The following is a 14579-nucleotide window of genomic DNA, read 5'->3' on the forward strand; positions in this document are numbered from 1 at the left end:
GCGGCCCGGGCCGCCGACAGCTCCGGCACCGCGGCCGTCACCGCCGCCGCCAGCTCGGCCATCCGCTCGACCCGGGCCTCGGCCTCGGCCAACGCCTCGTCGTCCACGCCGGTGAGCCCGGCGAGCACCTGGTCGACCGCGTCGAGTCGGGCGTCCGCCTGGGCGGCACGCGCCGTCGCCTTCTTCTGCACGTCCTCGTAGACGCCCAGGCCCAGCAGGTTGACCAGGATCTGCTGCCGCGTCGCCGGCTTGGCGTGCAGGAAATCGGCGAACTGCCCCTGCGGCAGCACCACACAGCTGGTGAACTGCTCGTACGGCAGCCCCACCGCCTCCAGCACCGCCTGCTCCATCTCGGCGGGGGTGCCGGCCACCACCTCACCGAGGTCGTCCGGGCTCAACCCGGTGTCCAGTTTGGTCACGTCGAAGCCGGCCGGCATCAGCTGCAACCCGGCGTTCGCGGTCTTCACGTTGCCCCGGCCGTCGCGCCGGACCACCCGGGTCGCCACGTAGCGGGCCCCGCCGGACTCGAAGACCAGCCGCACCCGGGCCTCGGTCGCCGACGGCGCGAGCGCGTTCGCCAGCCCCCGCGCACCGCCCCAGCGGGGGACCATGCCGTAGAGGGCGAAGCAGATGGCGTCCAGCACCGTGGACTTGCCCGAACCGGTCGGGCCGATCAGGGCGAAGAAGTCGGCGTCGGTGAAGTCGACGGTGGTGTCGTCCCGGAAGACCGTGAACCCGGCCATGTCCAAGCGCATCGGACGCATCAGTGCTCGACCTCCTCGAAGAGCTCGTCGAAGAGTTCCTGGACGCCCTCGTCGGCGTGGCCCCGGCTGTCCAGGTAGTCGGCGAACAACTCCCGTGGCGAACGCCCCGAGCGCTGCGCGATGCGGGCACCGCTGCCCGGCGCGGCCAGCAGCTCCGGGTCGATGCGGATCTCCAGCGCCCGGGGGAGCAGCTCCTGCACCTCCTCGCGCAGGCCGGCGCGGGGTTGCTCCCGCACGTACACCCGCAGCCAGGCGTCCGGAGCCTCGATCTCGGCGAGCTGGGCCAGGGTGCCCCGCACCGTACGCAGCGCGCTCGCCGCGGTCACCGGCACCTCCCGCACCCGGGCGGCGGTGCTGGCCGTCACCTCGACCATCGTCACCGAGGGGATGTTCTCCTGCTCACCGAAGTCGACCGCGAGCGGGCTGCCGCTGTAGCGCACCGGGCAGGGGCCGATGACCCGCTGCGCCCGGTGCAGGTGGCCCAGCGCCACGTAGTGCGCGGTGGCCGGGAAGACGGTCGCCGGCACGGCGTAGCCCAGCACGGTGTGCGCGTCGCGTTCGCCGCCGCCGGTGGTCGCGCCGGTCACCGTCAGGTGCGCGGTGACCAGGTGCACCCGGTCCGGTTCGTCGAAACCCTCGGTCAGTCGCCCCAGCACCCGGCCCAGGTGGTCGGCGTACGTCTGGTTGGTCTCCGCCGCGGTCAGCTCGTACATCTCCAGCGCGCGCACCGCGTACCGCTGGGACAGGAACGGCAGCGCGGCCAGCCGCCACCGCTCGCCGCCGGCTGTGGTGCCGTCGATCACGTGCTCGTCCGGGTTTTCCCGCACCCCGCCGCGCAGCGTGATGCCGGCGGCTTCGGCCCACGGACGCAGCGCGTCCAGCGCGGGACCGTTGTCGTGGTTGCCGCCGATCGCCACCACGTCCGCGCCGGTGCGGCGCAGCGCGGTCAGCGCCCGGGTGACCAGACGGGTCGCCTCCGAGGTGGGCGCGGCGGTGTCGTAGAGGTCACCGGCGACGATCACCAGATCCGGTTGCTCGGCCCGGGCGATGTCGATCACCCCGGCCAGCACGGCCTTGTGCTCCTCGGCCCGGGACTGCCCCTTGAGCACCTTTCCCACGTGCCAGTCGGAGGTGTGCAGGATCTTCATGGCTGTTGCCGGCCCCTAGCTAGAACGGGATGTCGTCGTCGGTGCTGCCGCCGCCGGAGCCCACCACCGCGAACGGGTCCGCGGACTGGGTGATCGAGCGCAGCGTCTCCGATGGTGCCCGGCCCGCCTCGGAGACCCGGGTCGCCCAGGCCGGGAACGGGAACTCCAGGCAGAGCGGCACGGGGATGTCCGGCTGGTTGACGAACATGGTGCCCGGCTTGGCCAGCAGCGCCCGCTGGCGTTGTGCGGGCGGGAGGAAACCGTACTCCGGGCGGGACGCCTCGGCCGGGTCGAGCCGACCGACCACCCGGATCGCCGAGTTGGTGACGATGCGCCGCTCCACCTCGCTCGCCGTCTGCTGGGCGCCGATCAGGATCACCCCGAGTGAGCGGCCCCGCTCGGCGATGTCGAGCAGCACCTCCTTGATCGGCGAGGAGCCCTCCCGGGGGGCGTACTTGTTGAGCTCGTCGAGCACGACGAAGAGCAACGGTTTGGCGGTGCCGGACTTCTCCTTGCGCTCGAACTCGCTCTTGAGCGTCACACCCACCACGAACCGCTGTGCGCGGTCCGGAAGGTTGTGCAGGTCGACGACGGTGACCTGGGCGGACTCGCTGGTGTTGATCGAGTGCGGGCGACGCGTGGCGAGGTCGCCACGGATCAGCCGGGCGAGGTCCTTCTTGCTGCCGATCAACCGCCGGGCGAACGCGTTGACGGTGCCCAGACCGACCGCGCTGCCCGCCCAGTCGGAGCGGGTCTCGTCGTCGTTGAGCTGGTCGACGATGTGGTCGACCAGATCGCCGTAGGAGCCGAGCCGGACGCCGTCGATGCTCACCCCGCCGTCGGCGGGCTGGGCGTAGCGGGCCAGGTGCGCGGCCACCGAGTGGACCACCATCGTGTACTGCTGGCGCTCGTCGTCGGCGTCGGCGAAGACGTACGGCAGGAGGCGGTCGGCGCAGAACTCGTCCAGCGTCCAGTAGAACGAGTCCACCCCGGTGAGCCGGCTGCTCACATCCGGCGTGCCGGCCGCGTCACCGACCCGCGGCGGGGCGTAGACCCGCACGTCGGGGAAGGCGCCGGCGCTCAACCCGAGCTTCGCGTACGACGCGCGGGTCGGCTCGTCGAGGCGGGTGTTGGGGTGGTCCAGGAAGAGCAGGTCCTCACCCTTGACGTTGAAGATCAGCGCCTTGGCGTTGACCGCGTCGCCGCCCAGCACGCCGGAGCGGAAGACCGAGTAGAGCAGGAAGGTGGCGAAGCTGGTCTTGGTGGCCACCCCGGAGATGCCGGAGATCGAGACGTGCGCGCCACGGCTGCCGTCGAGGAAGTCGGCGTTGAGGTAGACCGGGACGCCGTCCCGACCCATCCCCATCGGGATGCGCCGCTCCATCCGGTCGAAGTGCAGCGCGCGGGCCCGGGCGTCGCCCTCGGCCCGGTGCACCACCGCGCCCGGGGTCGGCGGCACGTACAGCTCCGGATCGACCCGGGTGGTGGTGATCTCGGCCGCCTCCTGCACCTGCGCGGGCAGCGTGCCGTCGGCGATGGCGAACACGTCGGAGTCGAACTGGGCGCCCTCGTGCCGAGCGCGGACCTGGGTGACGACGCCGGCGATCGTCACCGGCTCCCGGTTGGGCAGCTCCCGCCGGGTGACGACCACGTCGTCGAGCTGGAGGTAGCTGCCGGGCGCCACGGCCGTCCAGAACTGCAACGGGGTGGCGTCGGCGGTGCCCAGCACGCGCCCGACCGCCTCGCCCGGGCTGTCGAGATCGGCGTCGGTCATCGGGCGGCTCGGGTCGGTCGGGCAGCACGGTCGGGAACCATGAGGTGCATCCTGCCCGAGGAGTACGACAGGTCGCCACGCGACGCGGCGGACGACACCATGCGCCGTCACACCCACGACGGTGGGTGTGTGACCGCACGACGGCCCGTTACGGGCGGGCGTGGCGGAGCATGAGGACGCCGTCCTCGGCGGCCAGCACGTGCCCCAGGGTGAGGTGTCGGGGCGGCGCGGCGTCGCCGGCGGTGACCCGGCCCGGGCCCGGCCCGGCCAGCAGCGGCGAGACGGTGAGGCACAGCTCGTCCACCAGGTCGGCGGCGGTGAGCGCGCCGAACAGGTGCGGGCCGCCCTCGCAGAGCAGTTGGGTCAGCCCGCGTCGGTGCAGCTCGGTGAGGCCGGCGGCCAGGTCGACCCGGTCGGCGCCGCAGCGCAGCAGGTCGGCGACGTCGGTCAGGCCGGGCGGCGGGTCGGCGTCGGCGTGGGTGAGCACGATCGGTCGGGTCGGCGCGTCGGCGAAGGCGGCCTGCGCGGGATCCAGGTCGAGTGAGCCGGAGACGACCACCAGCGTCGGGTACTCGGCCAGCCCGTGCTCGCGTCGCCAGGCGCGGCGGCGCTCGTCGAGGCGGACCGCCCGGTATCCCTCGTGGCGCAGCGTGCCGGCGGCAACCACCAGCGCGTCGCAGACCATCCGTAACACGCCGAACACCCGCTTGTCCGGCTGGCCGGAGAGCCCGGCGGAGTAGCCGTCCAGGGTGACCGCGCCGTCCAGGCTGGCGACGAAGTTGACCCGCAGTCGGGGCTCGGGGGCGCGGCCGTAGAGCGCGGTCAGCGCGGCGTCGTCGAGTGGCTGCGTCGACGGCTCGGGCCAGAGCCGTCGGATCGGAATTCCGACGCTCATTCGCCGGCCGGACCGGTGACCGGAGGGGTCGGTTCGGCGGTACGGTGCTGGCAGTCGCACCAGTTCCGGCCCGGGCAGTCGTCGTGTCGCCGGGCCCGGCACGCTCGGCAGATCATGCTCGCAGCCTAAGCCGCGGGAGGCCAGGACAGCATGCCCCGTCAGATCTTCCAGCTGAAGATGTCCCTCGTCGGCGTCCGCCCGCCGGTGTGGCGCCGGGTGCTCGTGCCGGCCGGTTACACGCTGGACCGGCTGCACCGGGTGGTGCAGCACGCGATGGGTTGGCGCGACTGCCACCTGCACTCGTTCGAGATCGACGGTGTGCAGTACGGCGAGCCCGACCCGGACGGGGAGTTGGCGCTGCACGACGAGCTGGACGCGCGGCTGGACGCGGTGCTCGGCAAGGGCAGCCGGTTCTCCTACACGTACGACTTCGGCGACTGGTGGGAGCACGACCTGGTCGTGGAGGACGCGCTGACCGTCGACCCCGACGAGCGGTACCCGGCCTGCCTGGACGGTGAGCGGGCCTGCCCGCCGGAGGGTGTCGGCGGGCCGCTGGGCTACGAGGCGCTCCTGGTCGCGTTGGCCGACGAGGACGACCCGGTCGGCCCGGTCGATCCACGGCACGCGACGTTGCGCGACTGGGCGGGCTCCACCTTCGACCCGTCCCGCTTCGACCCCGACCGCGCAACCACCCTCCTCCGCCGCTTCTGCTGAGGCCCCACCCCAACCCCACCGGGGTCTCGCCTTGTCGATCAAGAGGTTTGCGTCAGCAGGGCTCTGTTTCCTGACCGAAACCTCTTGATCACCGGGGTGTGGTTGGGGTGCGCGGGGCGGGAGTGATCAGCGGTAACGATCTGGGAACGCTCCCAACGCCCTATTGACACTCTCGTTACCTGTCGGCAATCTCATGGGAGCGCTCCCGGCGGTGGCATGGGTCACTCACACACCCTGGCGTGGCGCGATGAGCACCCCCCCACCACACACATCAGCCTCACCACCGGAAAGAGGGGTCAGCGAATGAGTGTCACCACGCGGCGTACCCGCCTGGCGGCCGCTGCCCTGGCCGCGATCACCGCGGTCAGCGGTCTCGCAGCCTGCGGCAACGACGACGACAAGCCGGCAGCCGGCGAGAAGCCGGCCAAGCTGGTCGTCGACACCTTCGGCGAGATGGGCTACGACGAGCTCGTCAAGCAGTACGAGAAGGACACCGGCATCAAGGTCGAGCTGCGCAAGACCGCGCAGCTCGCCGAGTACCGGCCGAAGCTGGTCCGCTACCTGGCCACCGGCAAGGGCGCGGCGGACGTCACCGCCCTGGAAGAGGGCATCCTCAACGAGTTCAAGCCCAACGCGCGCAACTGGGCCGACCTCAACCCGCTGGTCGCCGACCACTCCAAGGAGTTCCTGCCCTGGAAGTGGGAGCTGGGCAAGGCACCGGACGGCCGGCTGATCGGCCTGCCGACCGACGTCGGCAGCCTCGCCGTCTGCTACCGCAAGGACCTGTTCCAGGCCGCCGGTCTGCCCACCGAGCGCGACCAGGTGTCGGCGCTCTGGTCGGACTGGAAGGGCTTCCACGACGCCGGTCTGAAGTACAAGCAGGGCAGCGGCGGCAAGGCGTTCATCGACTCGATCACCGCCGTCTCCAACGGCGTGATGTTCCAGGGTGGCGGTGACCTGTTCTACGACAAGGAAGACAACATCATCGCGGACACCAGCCCCGCGGTGAAGAACGCCTGGGACACCGCCACGTCGATGGCGGACATCTCCGCCAAGGCGCAGACCTGGTCGCCGGAGTGGTCGGGTGGCTTCAAGCAGGGCACCTTCGCGGCCACCTTCTGCCCGTCCTGGATGCTCGGCATCGTCACGGAGAACTCCGGTGCGGCCAACAAGGGCAAGTGGGACGTCGCGTCCGTGCCGGGCGGCGGCGGTAACTGGGGCGGCTCGTGGCTCGCGGTTCCGGCGCAGGCCAAGTACCCGAAGGAGGCGGCGAAGCTCGCCGAGTACCTGACCAACGCGAAGAGCCAGGTGGAGGCCTTCAAGGCCAAGGGCCCGCTGCCCACCAACCTGGAGGCGCTGAAGAACGAGGCGTTCACCAGCTACACCAACGAGTACTTCAGCAACGCGCCGACCGGCAAGATCTTCGGGGAGAGCGTCGCCAAGATCCAGCCGACCCACCTGGGCCCGAAGCACCAGGCGATCAAGGAGAACGCGCTCGAGCCGGCCCTGCGGGCGTTCGAGAGCGGGCAGGCCGACAAGGCGAAGGCCTGGGAGCAGTTCACGAAGGACGCCAAGACTCAGGGTGCCTTCTGAGTGATTCCCTGCCGGTGGCGTTCGGGGCTTCCCGGACGCCACCGGCCGGTCCCCTCCGCGTAGCGCCCTGCGCGAGGGCCCCCGGGCCTCGCCGGAAAAGGACATTCGCATGAGCCTGTCGGCCACGACGGCACCGCCGTCGCCAGCAGCACCGCCTTCTCCCGACCTCCCCTCCCGGCAGCGCCGGGGGAGGTTACTCAACCGCCTCGACGTCAAGTACTCGCCGTACCTCTACATCGCACCGTTCTTCCTGATCTTCGGCGCGTTCGGGTTGTACCCGATGGTGCGTACCGCCTGGATGTCGCTGCACGACTGGGACATGATCGGCGAGCACTCGTTCATCGGCTTCGACAACTACACCCGGCTGTTCTCCGACGAGTACTTCTGGAACGCGCTGGTCAACACGTTCGGCATCTTCGCCCTGTCGACCATCCCGCAGCTGTTGCTCGCACTCTTCCTGGCGAACCTGCTCAACCGGACCCTCCTGCGCGCCAAGACCTTCTTCCGGATGGCCATCTTCATGCCGAACGTGGTGTCGGTGGCGGCGGTCGCGATCGTCTTCGGGATGCTGTTCCAGCGGGAGTTCGGCCTGTTCAACTGGCTGCTCGGCCTCGTCGGTGTCGACCCGGTCGACTGGGACGGGCAACGGTGGAGTTCCTGGTTCGCCATCTCCTCGATGGTCAACTGGCGGTGGACCGGGTACAACACCCTGATCCTGCTCGCCGGCATGCAGGCGATCCCGAAGGATCTCTACGAGGCCGCGGAGATCGACGGCGCCGGCCCGTGGCGGCAGTTCTGGCAGATCACCCTGCCCATGCTCAAGCCCACCTTCACCTTCGTGGTCATCCTGTCCACGATCGGCGGTATGCAGCTCTTCACCGAGCCACTGCTCTTCGCCAACGGCAACATTCTCGGCGGCAGCCAGCGGGAGTTCCAGACGCTGGCCATGTACATGTACGAGATGGGCATCTCGAACCTGAACACAGCCGGCTACGGAGCCGCGGTCGCCTGGGCCATCTTCATGATCATCGTTGTGGTGTCGCTGTTCAACTTCCTACTCGTCCGCCGCTCGGCGAAGTGAGGAGAGATCGATGATCTCGGCTTCCCAGCGCCTGTGGCGCACCAGCCCGCTGACCTACGTGGCACTCGTCCTGGCGGCGCTGCTGTCGATCTACCCGTTCTACTACATGCTGGTGATCGGCAGTCGCAGCCTGGACAACATCAACGACGTGCCGCCGCCGCTGACCCCCGGCGGAGCGTTCGGTGACAACTTCGGGCGGGTGCTCGACAACGACGCCGCCAACTTCCTCACCGGCATGATGAACTCGATCATCGTCTCCTCGGTGGTCACCGTGTCGGTGGTGCTCACCGGTTCACTGGCCGGGTTCGCCTTCGCCAAGCTGAGGTTCCGGGGCAGCAACGCCCTGCTGCTGGCGATCATCGTCACCATGATGATCCCGACCCAGATGGGGCTCATCCCGCTCTGGTCCATGATGCAGGACCTGGGGTGGTACGACACCCTCTACGCGGTCACCGTGCCGTTCCTGGTCAGCGCCTTCGGCGTGTTCATGATGCGGCAGTACGCCAGCCAGGCCATCTCCGACGAGCTGATCGAGGCCGGCCGCGTCGACGGGGCGAGCACGTTCCGGATCTACTGGAGCATCGTGCTGCCCGCGCTGCGTCCCGCCGCCGGCGTGCTCGGTCTGCTGACCTTCATGGAGACCTGGAACTCGTTCATCTGGCCGTACGCCATCCTCACCCCGGAGAATCCGACCCTCCAGGTCTCGCTCTCCTTCCTCTCCTACGCCTACTACACCGACTACTCCCAGGTGTTCGCCGCCACGGCGATCGGCACCATCCCCCTGGTACTCGTGTTTCTCGTGTTCGGCCGCCAGATCATCGGCGGGATCATGGAAGGTGCCGTCAAGTCGTGAGCAACCCCGCCAGCCCACCCGCCGTCGACGTCCTCGACGAGCGCCCCGGGCTGACCTTTCCGCCCGGATTCCTCTGGGGGGCCGCGACGGCGGCGTACCAGATCGAGGGGGCGGCGGCCGTGGACGGCCGTACCCCTTCGATCTGGGACACCTTCAGCCACACGGACGGTCGCGTCGTCGCCGGGCACACCGGAGACGTCGCATGCGACCACTACCACCGGCTCGGTGGCGACGTCGCGCTGATGGCCGAGCTGGGCCTGAAGTCGTACCGTTTCTCGGTCTCCTGGTCCCGCGTGCAGCCCGGCGGTGCCGGCGCGGCCAACCCGCAGGGCCTGGACTTCTACCGGCGGCTGGTCGACGAGCTGCTGGCCAACGGCATCGAGCCGTGGCTCACCCTGTACCACTGGGACCTGCCGCAGCCGTTGGAGGACGCCGGCGGCTGGCCGGCCCGGGACACCGCGGCCCGCTTCGCCGACTACACGACGCTGCTGGCCGACGCGCTCGGTGACCGGGTGCGCTACTGGACCACGCTGAACGAGCCGTGGTGCTCGGCGTTCCTCGGCTACGGCTCCGGTGTGCACGCCCCCGGCCGCACCAACGGGGCGGACGCGGTGCGTGCCGGGCACCACCTGATGCTCGGTCACGGCCTGTCCGTGCAGGCGTTGCGGGCCGCCCGGCCGACCGCCGAGGTGGGCGTGACGGTCAACCTCTACCCGGTCGACCCGGCCAGCGACACCCCCGCCGACGTCGACGCCGCACGGCGCATCGACGGGCTGGCCAACCGGTTCTTCCTGGACCCGCTGCTGCGCGGGTCGTACCCGGAGGACCTGGTGGCCGACCTGCGCACGGTGACCGACTTCGGCCACGTGCGCGACGGCGACCTGGCGACCATCTCCACGCCGCTGGACCTGGTCGGGGTCAACTACTACAGCCGGCATGTGGTCGCCGCACCGACCGAGGGCGACGCCACCGACCCTGCTCCCTCCTGCTGGCCGGGCAGCGAGGACGTGCGGTTCGTCACCCGGGGCGTCCCGGTCACCGACATGGGCTGGGAGATCGACGCTCCGGGCCTGGCCGAGACGCTGCGGCGGGTGCACGACTACACCGACCTGCCGCTCTACGTCACCGAGAACGGGTCCGCGTTCGTCGACTCGCTGGTCGACGGGGAGGTCGACGACGTCGACCGGCTGGCCTACTTCGACGCCCACCTGCGCGCCGCGCACGAGGCGATCAACGACGGAGTTCCCCTGCGGGGATACTTCGCCTGGTCGTTGATGGATAATTTCGAATGGGCCTGGGGTTACACCAAGCGGTTCGGCATGATCCACGTCGACTACGACAGCCAGGTCCGCACCCCCAAGTCCAGCGCCAAGTGGTACGCCTCGGTGATCCGGCGCAACGGTCTGGCCGCACAATAGGCTCGGGCCAGCCATCAGGACGGTCCTGGCGTCCACCTCACGCAGGTGGCGCCGGGTCCGTCCGCCGTCGGAGGAGCACACGATGACAACGCAGCGCACCCGGTCGCTCGGGCGCCCGACCCTCGACGCGGTCGCGGCGCGTGCCGGCGTCGGCCGGGGCACGGTCTCCCGCGTGGTCAACGGCTCGCCCCAGGTCAGCCCGGAGGCCCGGGCCGCGGTCCAACAGGCCATCGCCGAGCTGGGGTACGTGCCGAACCGGGCTGCCCGCGCCCTCGTCACCCAGCGCACCGACTCCGTCGCCTTGGTGGTGTCCGAGTCCGGCGAGCGGGTCTTCACCGAGCCGTTCTTCGCCTCGATCGTGCGAGGCATCAGCTCCGCGCTGCTGGAGACCCCGATGCAGCTCTGGCTGGCCATGGCGCAGTCGCCGGTCGAGCGGGAGCGGGTCGAGCACCACCTGACCAACCAGCACGTCGACGGCGTGCTGCTGCTGTCGTTGCACGACTCCGACCCGCTGCCGACCCTGCTGGAGGAGCGCGGCCTGCCCGCCGTGCTCGGCGGTCGGCCCGCCCGGATGCTGCAACCCGGCGCCCAACCGGCCTGGTTCGTCGACGTGGACAACGTTGGCGGGGCACGGCAGGCGGTGGAGTACCTGACCGGGCTGGGGCGTCGACGCATCGCCACCATCGCCGGGCCACAGGACATGGGCGCCGGCCTGGCCCGCCTGGCCGGCTACACCGAGGCGGTCAAGGCCACCGGGGGCGGCGTCAACCCCGACCTGATCGCGTACGGCGACTTCAGCGAGGGCAGCGGCGCGGCCGCCATGCGCCGGCTACTGGACTCCTGCCCGGACCTGGACGCGGTCTTCGTGGCGTCCGACCTCATGGCGTTCGGCGCGCTGCGTACCCTGCGTGAGGCCGGCCGGCGCGTGCCCGAGGACGTCGCGGTGATCGGCTTCGACGACGCGACGATCGCCCAACAGGCGGAGCCGCCGCTGACCACGGTCTTCCAGCCGGTGGAGGAGATGGGCCGACAGATGGCCCGCCTGCTGGTCGCCCGAATCCGCGGCGAGGACCTCCCGGCCCCGCACATCCTCCTGGACACCCAGCTGATCTACCGCGCCAGCGCCTGACCCCCACGTCAGGGTCAGGCGACGCGGGTTACGGGGCCCAGCGGCGGAGTTCGCGCTTGGCGAGGGAGTTGCGGTGGACCTCGTCGGGGCCGTCGGCCAGGCGCAGGGTACGGGTCTGCGCCCACAGGGCGGCCAGTGGCGTGTCCTGGCTGACGCCGGCGCCGCCGTACCCCTGGATGGCCTTGTCGATGACCCACTCCGCCATCGCCGGAGTGCCGATCTTGATGGCCTGGATCTCGGTGTGCGCGCCCTTGTTGCCGACGGTGTCCATCAGCCAGGCCGTCTTGAGCACCAGCAACCGGGCCTGCTCGATGCGCACCCGGGACTCGGCGATCCACTCCCGGACCACGCCCTGCTCGGCCAGCGGCCGACCGAACGCGACCCGCTCGTTGGCCCGGCGGCACAGCAGCTCCAGTGCCCGCTCGGCCATGCCGATCAGCCTCATGCAGTGGTGGATCCGGCCCGGACCCAGCCGGGCCTGGGCGATGGCGAAGCCGGTGCCCTCGGCGCCGATCAGGTTCTCGGCGGGCACCCGGACGTCGGTGAAGTCGATCTCGGCGTGCCCACCGTGTGAGCCGTCGGTGTAACCGAAGACGCTCATGCCCCGACGGACGTTCACCCCGGGGGTGTCCCGGGGGACCAGCACCATGCTCTGCTGGCGGTGCCGGTCGGCGTTCGGGTCGGTCTTGCCCATCACGATGAAGATCTCGCAGCGCGGGTCCATCGCGCCGGACGACCACCACTTGCGCCCGTTGATCACGTACTCGTCGCCGTCGCGGGTGATCCGGGTGGCGATGTTGGTGGCGTCGGAGGACGCCACGTCCGGCTCGGTCATGCAGAACGCGGAACGGATCTCGCCCTCCAGCAGCGGCATCAGCCAGCGCTGCTGTTGCGCTTCCGAGCCGAACTCGGCCAGCAGCTCCATGTTGCCGGTGTCCGGTGCCGCGCAGTTGACCGCCTCCGGCGCCAGGTGCGGGCTGCGCCCGGTCAACTCCGCCAGCGGCGCGTACTGGAGGTTGGTCAGGCCGGCACCGTAGCGCGGGTCGGGGAGGAACAGGTTCCACAGGCCGCGCTTGCGGGCCTCCGCCTTCAGCTCGGCCAACACCGGGGTACGCGACCACGGGTCGCCCGTGGCGACCTGCTCGGCGTGCACGGACTCGGCCGGGTAGACGTGCTCGGTCAGGAACCGGGTCAGCTCGCCGCGCAGTTCCTCGGTCCGGCTGTCGTATGAGAAGTCCATCACCGCTCCCTGGCGGCTGTCAGCCCGTGTGCGACCAGCGGTGCCACCATCTCGCCGATCCGGTCGAAGCCCTCGCCGAGCGTCTGCCCGAGCGTGTGGCGGTAGTGGATGCCCTCGCAGATGACCGCGAGCTTGAAACAGCCGAGCGCGACGTGCCAGTGCAGCGGCCCGACGTCTACGTCGCTGCGCCCGGCGTACCGGTCGATCAGCTCGCTGCCGGTGGGGAACCCGGCGCGCGGCCCGAGCCCGTCGGCGACCGGGTTGCCGTCGGCCGTGTCGCTGCCGCCGAGGACGTCCCAGTACGTCAGGAGCAGCCCCAGGTCGGCGAGGGGGTCGCCGAGGGTGGCCATCTCCCAGTCGAGGACGGCGTGCACGGCCACCGGGTCGGCCGAGGCGAGAAGATTGTCCAGCCGGTAGTCACCGTGCACGATCCGGCCGGCGTTCGCGCCCTCCGGGGCGGTCGCCGCCAGCAGGTCCCGCAGCTCGTCGATGCCGGGCAGATCACGGCTGCGGGAGCGGTCGAGCTGCCCGCCCCAGCGGCGGACCTGCCGGGCCAGGTAGCCCTCCGGGCGGCCGAAGTCGCCCAGCCCCACCGAGGACGGCTCGACGCTGTGCAGCGCGGCCAGCGTGTCCATCATCGCCATGGCGAGGGCTCGGCGTCGCTCGTCGCCCAGCGGGTCGGTCTGTGCGCGGGTGCGGAACACCTCGCCGGGCACCCGCTCCATGAGGTAGAACGGCGCGCCGATCACCTCCGGGTCGGTGCACAGCAGCAGCGCGCCGGGCACCGGCACCTCGGTCGACGCCAGCGCCGAGATGACCCGGAACTCGCGGGCCATGTCGTGCGCGGTCGCCAGCACGTGCCCCAGCGGCGGGCGGCGCAGCACGACCTCACGGTCGCCGAGGCGCAGCAGGTAGGTGAGATTGGATTTGCCGCCCGCGATCAGGGTGGCGCGCAGTGGCCCGACGGCCAGCTCGGGTCGGTGCCGGGCCAGATAGTCGGTGAGTCGGTCCAGGGCCAGCCCGGTGGGAGAGCCTGGGACGGCCTCCGGCCGCGACGCATCGACGGCCGGATCACTCATCCGACTAGTTGATGGCAGCCCGCTCACGTTGTCAATGTGAGATTTTCCGCTGGGGACATGCCTTTGCAACAGGGACGAAATGGTCAACGACCAGGCTGGGTCCAGCCTGCCGGCCGCACCTCGCCGGCCCGCCGAGCGGAGGGACACACATGTTGCTGCGAGTTCGGGTCACCCTGCCGGACCGTCCGGGCACGCTCGGCCAGGTTGCCCGCACGTTGGGCGTCTCCGGCGCGGACATCGTCCAGGTGGTGGTCCTCGAACGGCTCGGCGGGCGCGCGGTGGACGACTTCACGGTGGTCTGGCCGGGCGCGGCGCGGGTGGAGCGGCTGCTGGCCGGTCTCGCGGCGATCCCCGGCGTGCGGGTGGACGGCGTGTGGCGGGCGATCGGCGCGCCCACCACCACCGGCCAGGACGCGGAGCTGTTGGCCCAGGTCGCGGCCAACCCGGCCGACGGGCTCGCCACCCTTGTCGACGCGGTGCCCGGTCTGCTGGCAGCCGACTGGGCCGTCGCCGCCGTGGTGCCGGTCGACTGGGCCTCGCGGACCGGGGGCGGCGGGGCGACCGTGGGGCACGCGAGCTGGCGTGCACCCGTACCCCTGCGGTTGCCGGAGGTGACCCCGCTGCGGGGTCGGTCGGTGACCACGCCCGACGGCACCCACCACGCGGTCGCGCCGTTCGGACGGGCGGGCCTGGTGCTGGTGGTGGCGCGCGAGCGGAGCGAGACCCTGTCCGCCGCCGCGTTCCACAGCACCGAGGTGGACCGCCTCACCCAGCTCGTCCGGGCCTGCGCGGTGATCCTCGGTGACCGGCTCGACCTGGTCGGCGCGCCCCCGGTGGTCGCCGGCCCCTGAGCGACCCGAGGAGTTCCCGGGCCGACACCGCGGAGCAACC

13 protein-coding genes are annotated in these 14579 nt (G+C 71.1%); 7 read left to right on the forward strand and 6 right to left on the reverse strand.

The features are described 5' to 3' along the window. The 4 genes from LADH09A_RS01250 to LADH09A_RS01265 all read right to left on the reverse strand — a co-directional run. Positions 1–764 (reverse strand): AAA family ATPase (locus LADH09A_RS01250; RefSeq protein WP_238642879.1); only part of this gene is annotated, 764 nt, incomplete at its 3' end. Continuing rightward, entirely contained in the window at positions 764–1912 is a 1149-nt protein-coding gene (locus tag LADH09A_RS01255) for an exonuclease SbcCD subunit D (protein WP_238642880.1), read from the reverse strand. The genes LADH09A_RS01250 and LADH09A_RS01255, both read right to left, overlap by 1 nt. 19 nt (positions 1913–1931) lie before the next feature. Further along, positions 1932–3686, reverse strand: a complete 1755-nt coding sequence (locus LADH09A_RS01260) for an ATP-binding protein (RefSeq protein WP_238642881.1) — start codon at positions 3684–3686, stop codon at positions 1932–1934. 148 nt (positions 3687–3834) lie between these two features. Beyond that, complete coding sequence (locus LADH09A_RS01265; RefSeq protein ID WP_238642882.1) at positions 3835–4581, reverse strand: pyrimidine reductase family protein; 747 nt, start codon at positions 4579–4581, stop codon at positions 3835–3837. A gap of 150 nt (positions 4582–4731) precedes the next feature. Here LADH09A_RS01265 and LADH09A_RS01270 point away from each other — a divergent pair, with 150 nt between their 5' ends. From LADH09A_RS01270 to LADH09A_RS01295, 6 genes are all read left to right on the forward strand, one after another. Continuing rightward, positions 4732–5295, forward strand: coding sequence for a plasmid pRiA4b ORF-3 family protein (locus LADH09A_RS01270; protein ID WP_238642883.1), 564 nt, complete (start codon positions 4732–4734; stop codon positions 5293–5295). Between the two features lie 303 nt (positions 5296–5598). After that, the gene (locus LADH09A_RS01275; RefSeq protein ID WP_238642884.1) at positions 5599–6888 is read left to right on the forward strand and encodes an ABC transporter substrate-binding protein; all 1290 of its coding nucleotides are present in this window, start codon (positions 5599–5601) and stop codon (positions 6886–6888) included. A 109-nt stretch (positions 6889–6997) separates the two neighbouring features. Continuing rightward, positions 6998–7969 carry a carbohydrate ABC transporter permease gene (locus LADH09A_RS01280; RefSeq protein ID WP_238642885.1) on the forward strand — a complete coding sequence of 324 codons (972 nt, stop codon included), beginning with the start codon at positions 6998–7000 and terminating at the stop codon, positions 7967–7969. Between the two features lie 10 nt (positions 7970–7979). After that, entirely contained in the window at positions 7980–8822 is an 843-nt protein-coding gene (locus LADH09A_RS01285) for a carbohydrate ABC transporter permease (RefSeq protein WP_238642886.1), read from the forward strand. Then, the gene (locus LADH09A_RS01290) at positions 8819–10240 is read left to right on the forward strand and encodes a GH1 family beta-glucosidase (RefSeq protein ID WP_238642887.1); all 1422 of its coding nucleotides are present in this window, start codon (positions 8819–8821) and stop codon (positions 10238–10240) included. The genes LADH09A_RS01285 and LADH09A_RS01290 overlap by 4 nt, the downstream gene beginning before the upstream one ends. Positions 10241–10322: 82 nt before the next feature. Further along, positions 10323–11369, forward strand: coding sequence for a LacI family DNA-binding transcriptional regulator (locus LADH09A_RS01295; RefSeq protein WP_238642888.1), 1047 nt, complete (start codon positions 10323–10325; stop codon positions 11367–11369). Positions 11370–11397: 28 nt separating this feature from the next. On the opposite strand, the gene LADH09A_RS01300 is transcribed toward LADH09A_RS01295, so the two are convergent. Both LADH09A_RS01300 and LADH09A_RS01305 read right to left on the reverse strand, forming a co-directional pair. Further along, positions 11398–12609, reverse strand: a complete 1212-nt coding sequence (locus LADH09A_RS01300; RefSeq protein ID WP_238642889.1) for an acyl-CoA dehydrogenase family protein — start codon at positions 12607–12609, stop codon at positions 11398–11400. Next, entirely contained in the window at positions 12609–13688 is a 1080-nt protein-coding gene (locus LADH09A_RS01305; RefSeq protein WP_238642890.1) for a phosphotransferase family protein, read from the reverse strand. The genes LADH09A_RS01300 and LADH09A_RS01305 overlap by 1 nt, the downstream gene beginning before the upstream one ends. A 149-nt stretch (positions 13689–13837) precedes the next feature. Here LADH09A_RS01305 and LADH09A_RS01310 point away from each other — a divergent pair, with 149 nt between their 5' ends. Next, entirely contained in the window at positions 13838–14539 is a 702-nt protein-coding gene (locus tag LADH09A_RS01310) for an ACT domain-containing protein (protein WP_238642891.1), read from the forward strand. The last annotated feature ends 40 nt before the right edge of the window (positions 14540–14579 follow it).

The sequence above is a fragment of the Micromonospora cabrerizensis genome (assembly GCF_022230955.1).
Taxonomy (GTDB): Bacteria; Actinomycetota; Actinomycetes; order Mycobacteriales; family Micromonosporaceae; genus Micromonospora; species Micromonospora cabrerizensis.

Coding starts and splice junctions, on each gene's coding strand:
- LADH09A_RS01310 (WP_238642891.1), top strand. CDS start 13,838: ATGTTGCTGCGAGTTCGGGTCACCCTGCCGGACCGTCCGGGCACGCTC.
- LADH09A_RS01260 (WP_238642881.1), bottom strand. CDS start 3,686: ATGACCGACGCCGATCTCGACAGCCCGGGCGAGGCGGTCGGGCGCGTG.
- LADH09A_RS01300 (WP_238642889.1), bottom strand. CDS start 12,609: ATGGACTTCTCATACGACAGCCGGACCGAGGAACTGCGCGGCGAGCTG.
- LADH09A_RS01305 (WP_238642890.1), bottom strand. CDS start 13,688: ATGAGTGATCCGGCCGTCGATGCGTCGCGGCCGGAGGCCGTCCCAGGC.
- LADH09A_RS01280 (WP_238642885.1), top strand. CDS start 6,998: ATGAGCCTGTCGGCCACGACGGCACCGCCGTCGCCAGCAGCACCGCCT.
- LADH09A_RS01265 (WP_238642882.1), bottom strand. CDS start 4,581: ATGAGCGTCGGAATTCCGATCCGACGGCTCTGGCCCGAGCCGTCGACG.
- LADH09A_RS01255 (WP_238642880.1), bottom strand. CDS start 1,912: ATGAAGATCCTGCACACCTCCGACTGGCACGTGGGAAAGGTGCTCAAG.
- LADH09A_RS01285 (WP_238642886.1), top strand. CDS start 7,980: ATGATCTCGGCTTCCCAGCGCCTGTGGCGCACCAGCCCGCTGACCTAC.
- LADH09A_RS01270 (WP_238642883.1), top strand. CDS start 4,732: ATGCCCCGTCAGATCTTCCAGCTGAAGATGTCCCTCGTCGGCGTCCGC.
- LADH09A_RS01295 (WP_238642888.1), top strand. CDS start 10,323: ATGACAACGCAGCGCACCCGGTCGCTCGGGCGCCCGACCCTCGACGCG.
- LADH09A_RS01275 (WP_238642884.1), top strand. CDS start 5,599: ATGAGTGTCACCACGCGGCGTACCCGCCTGGCGGCCGCTGCCCTGGCC.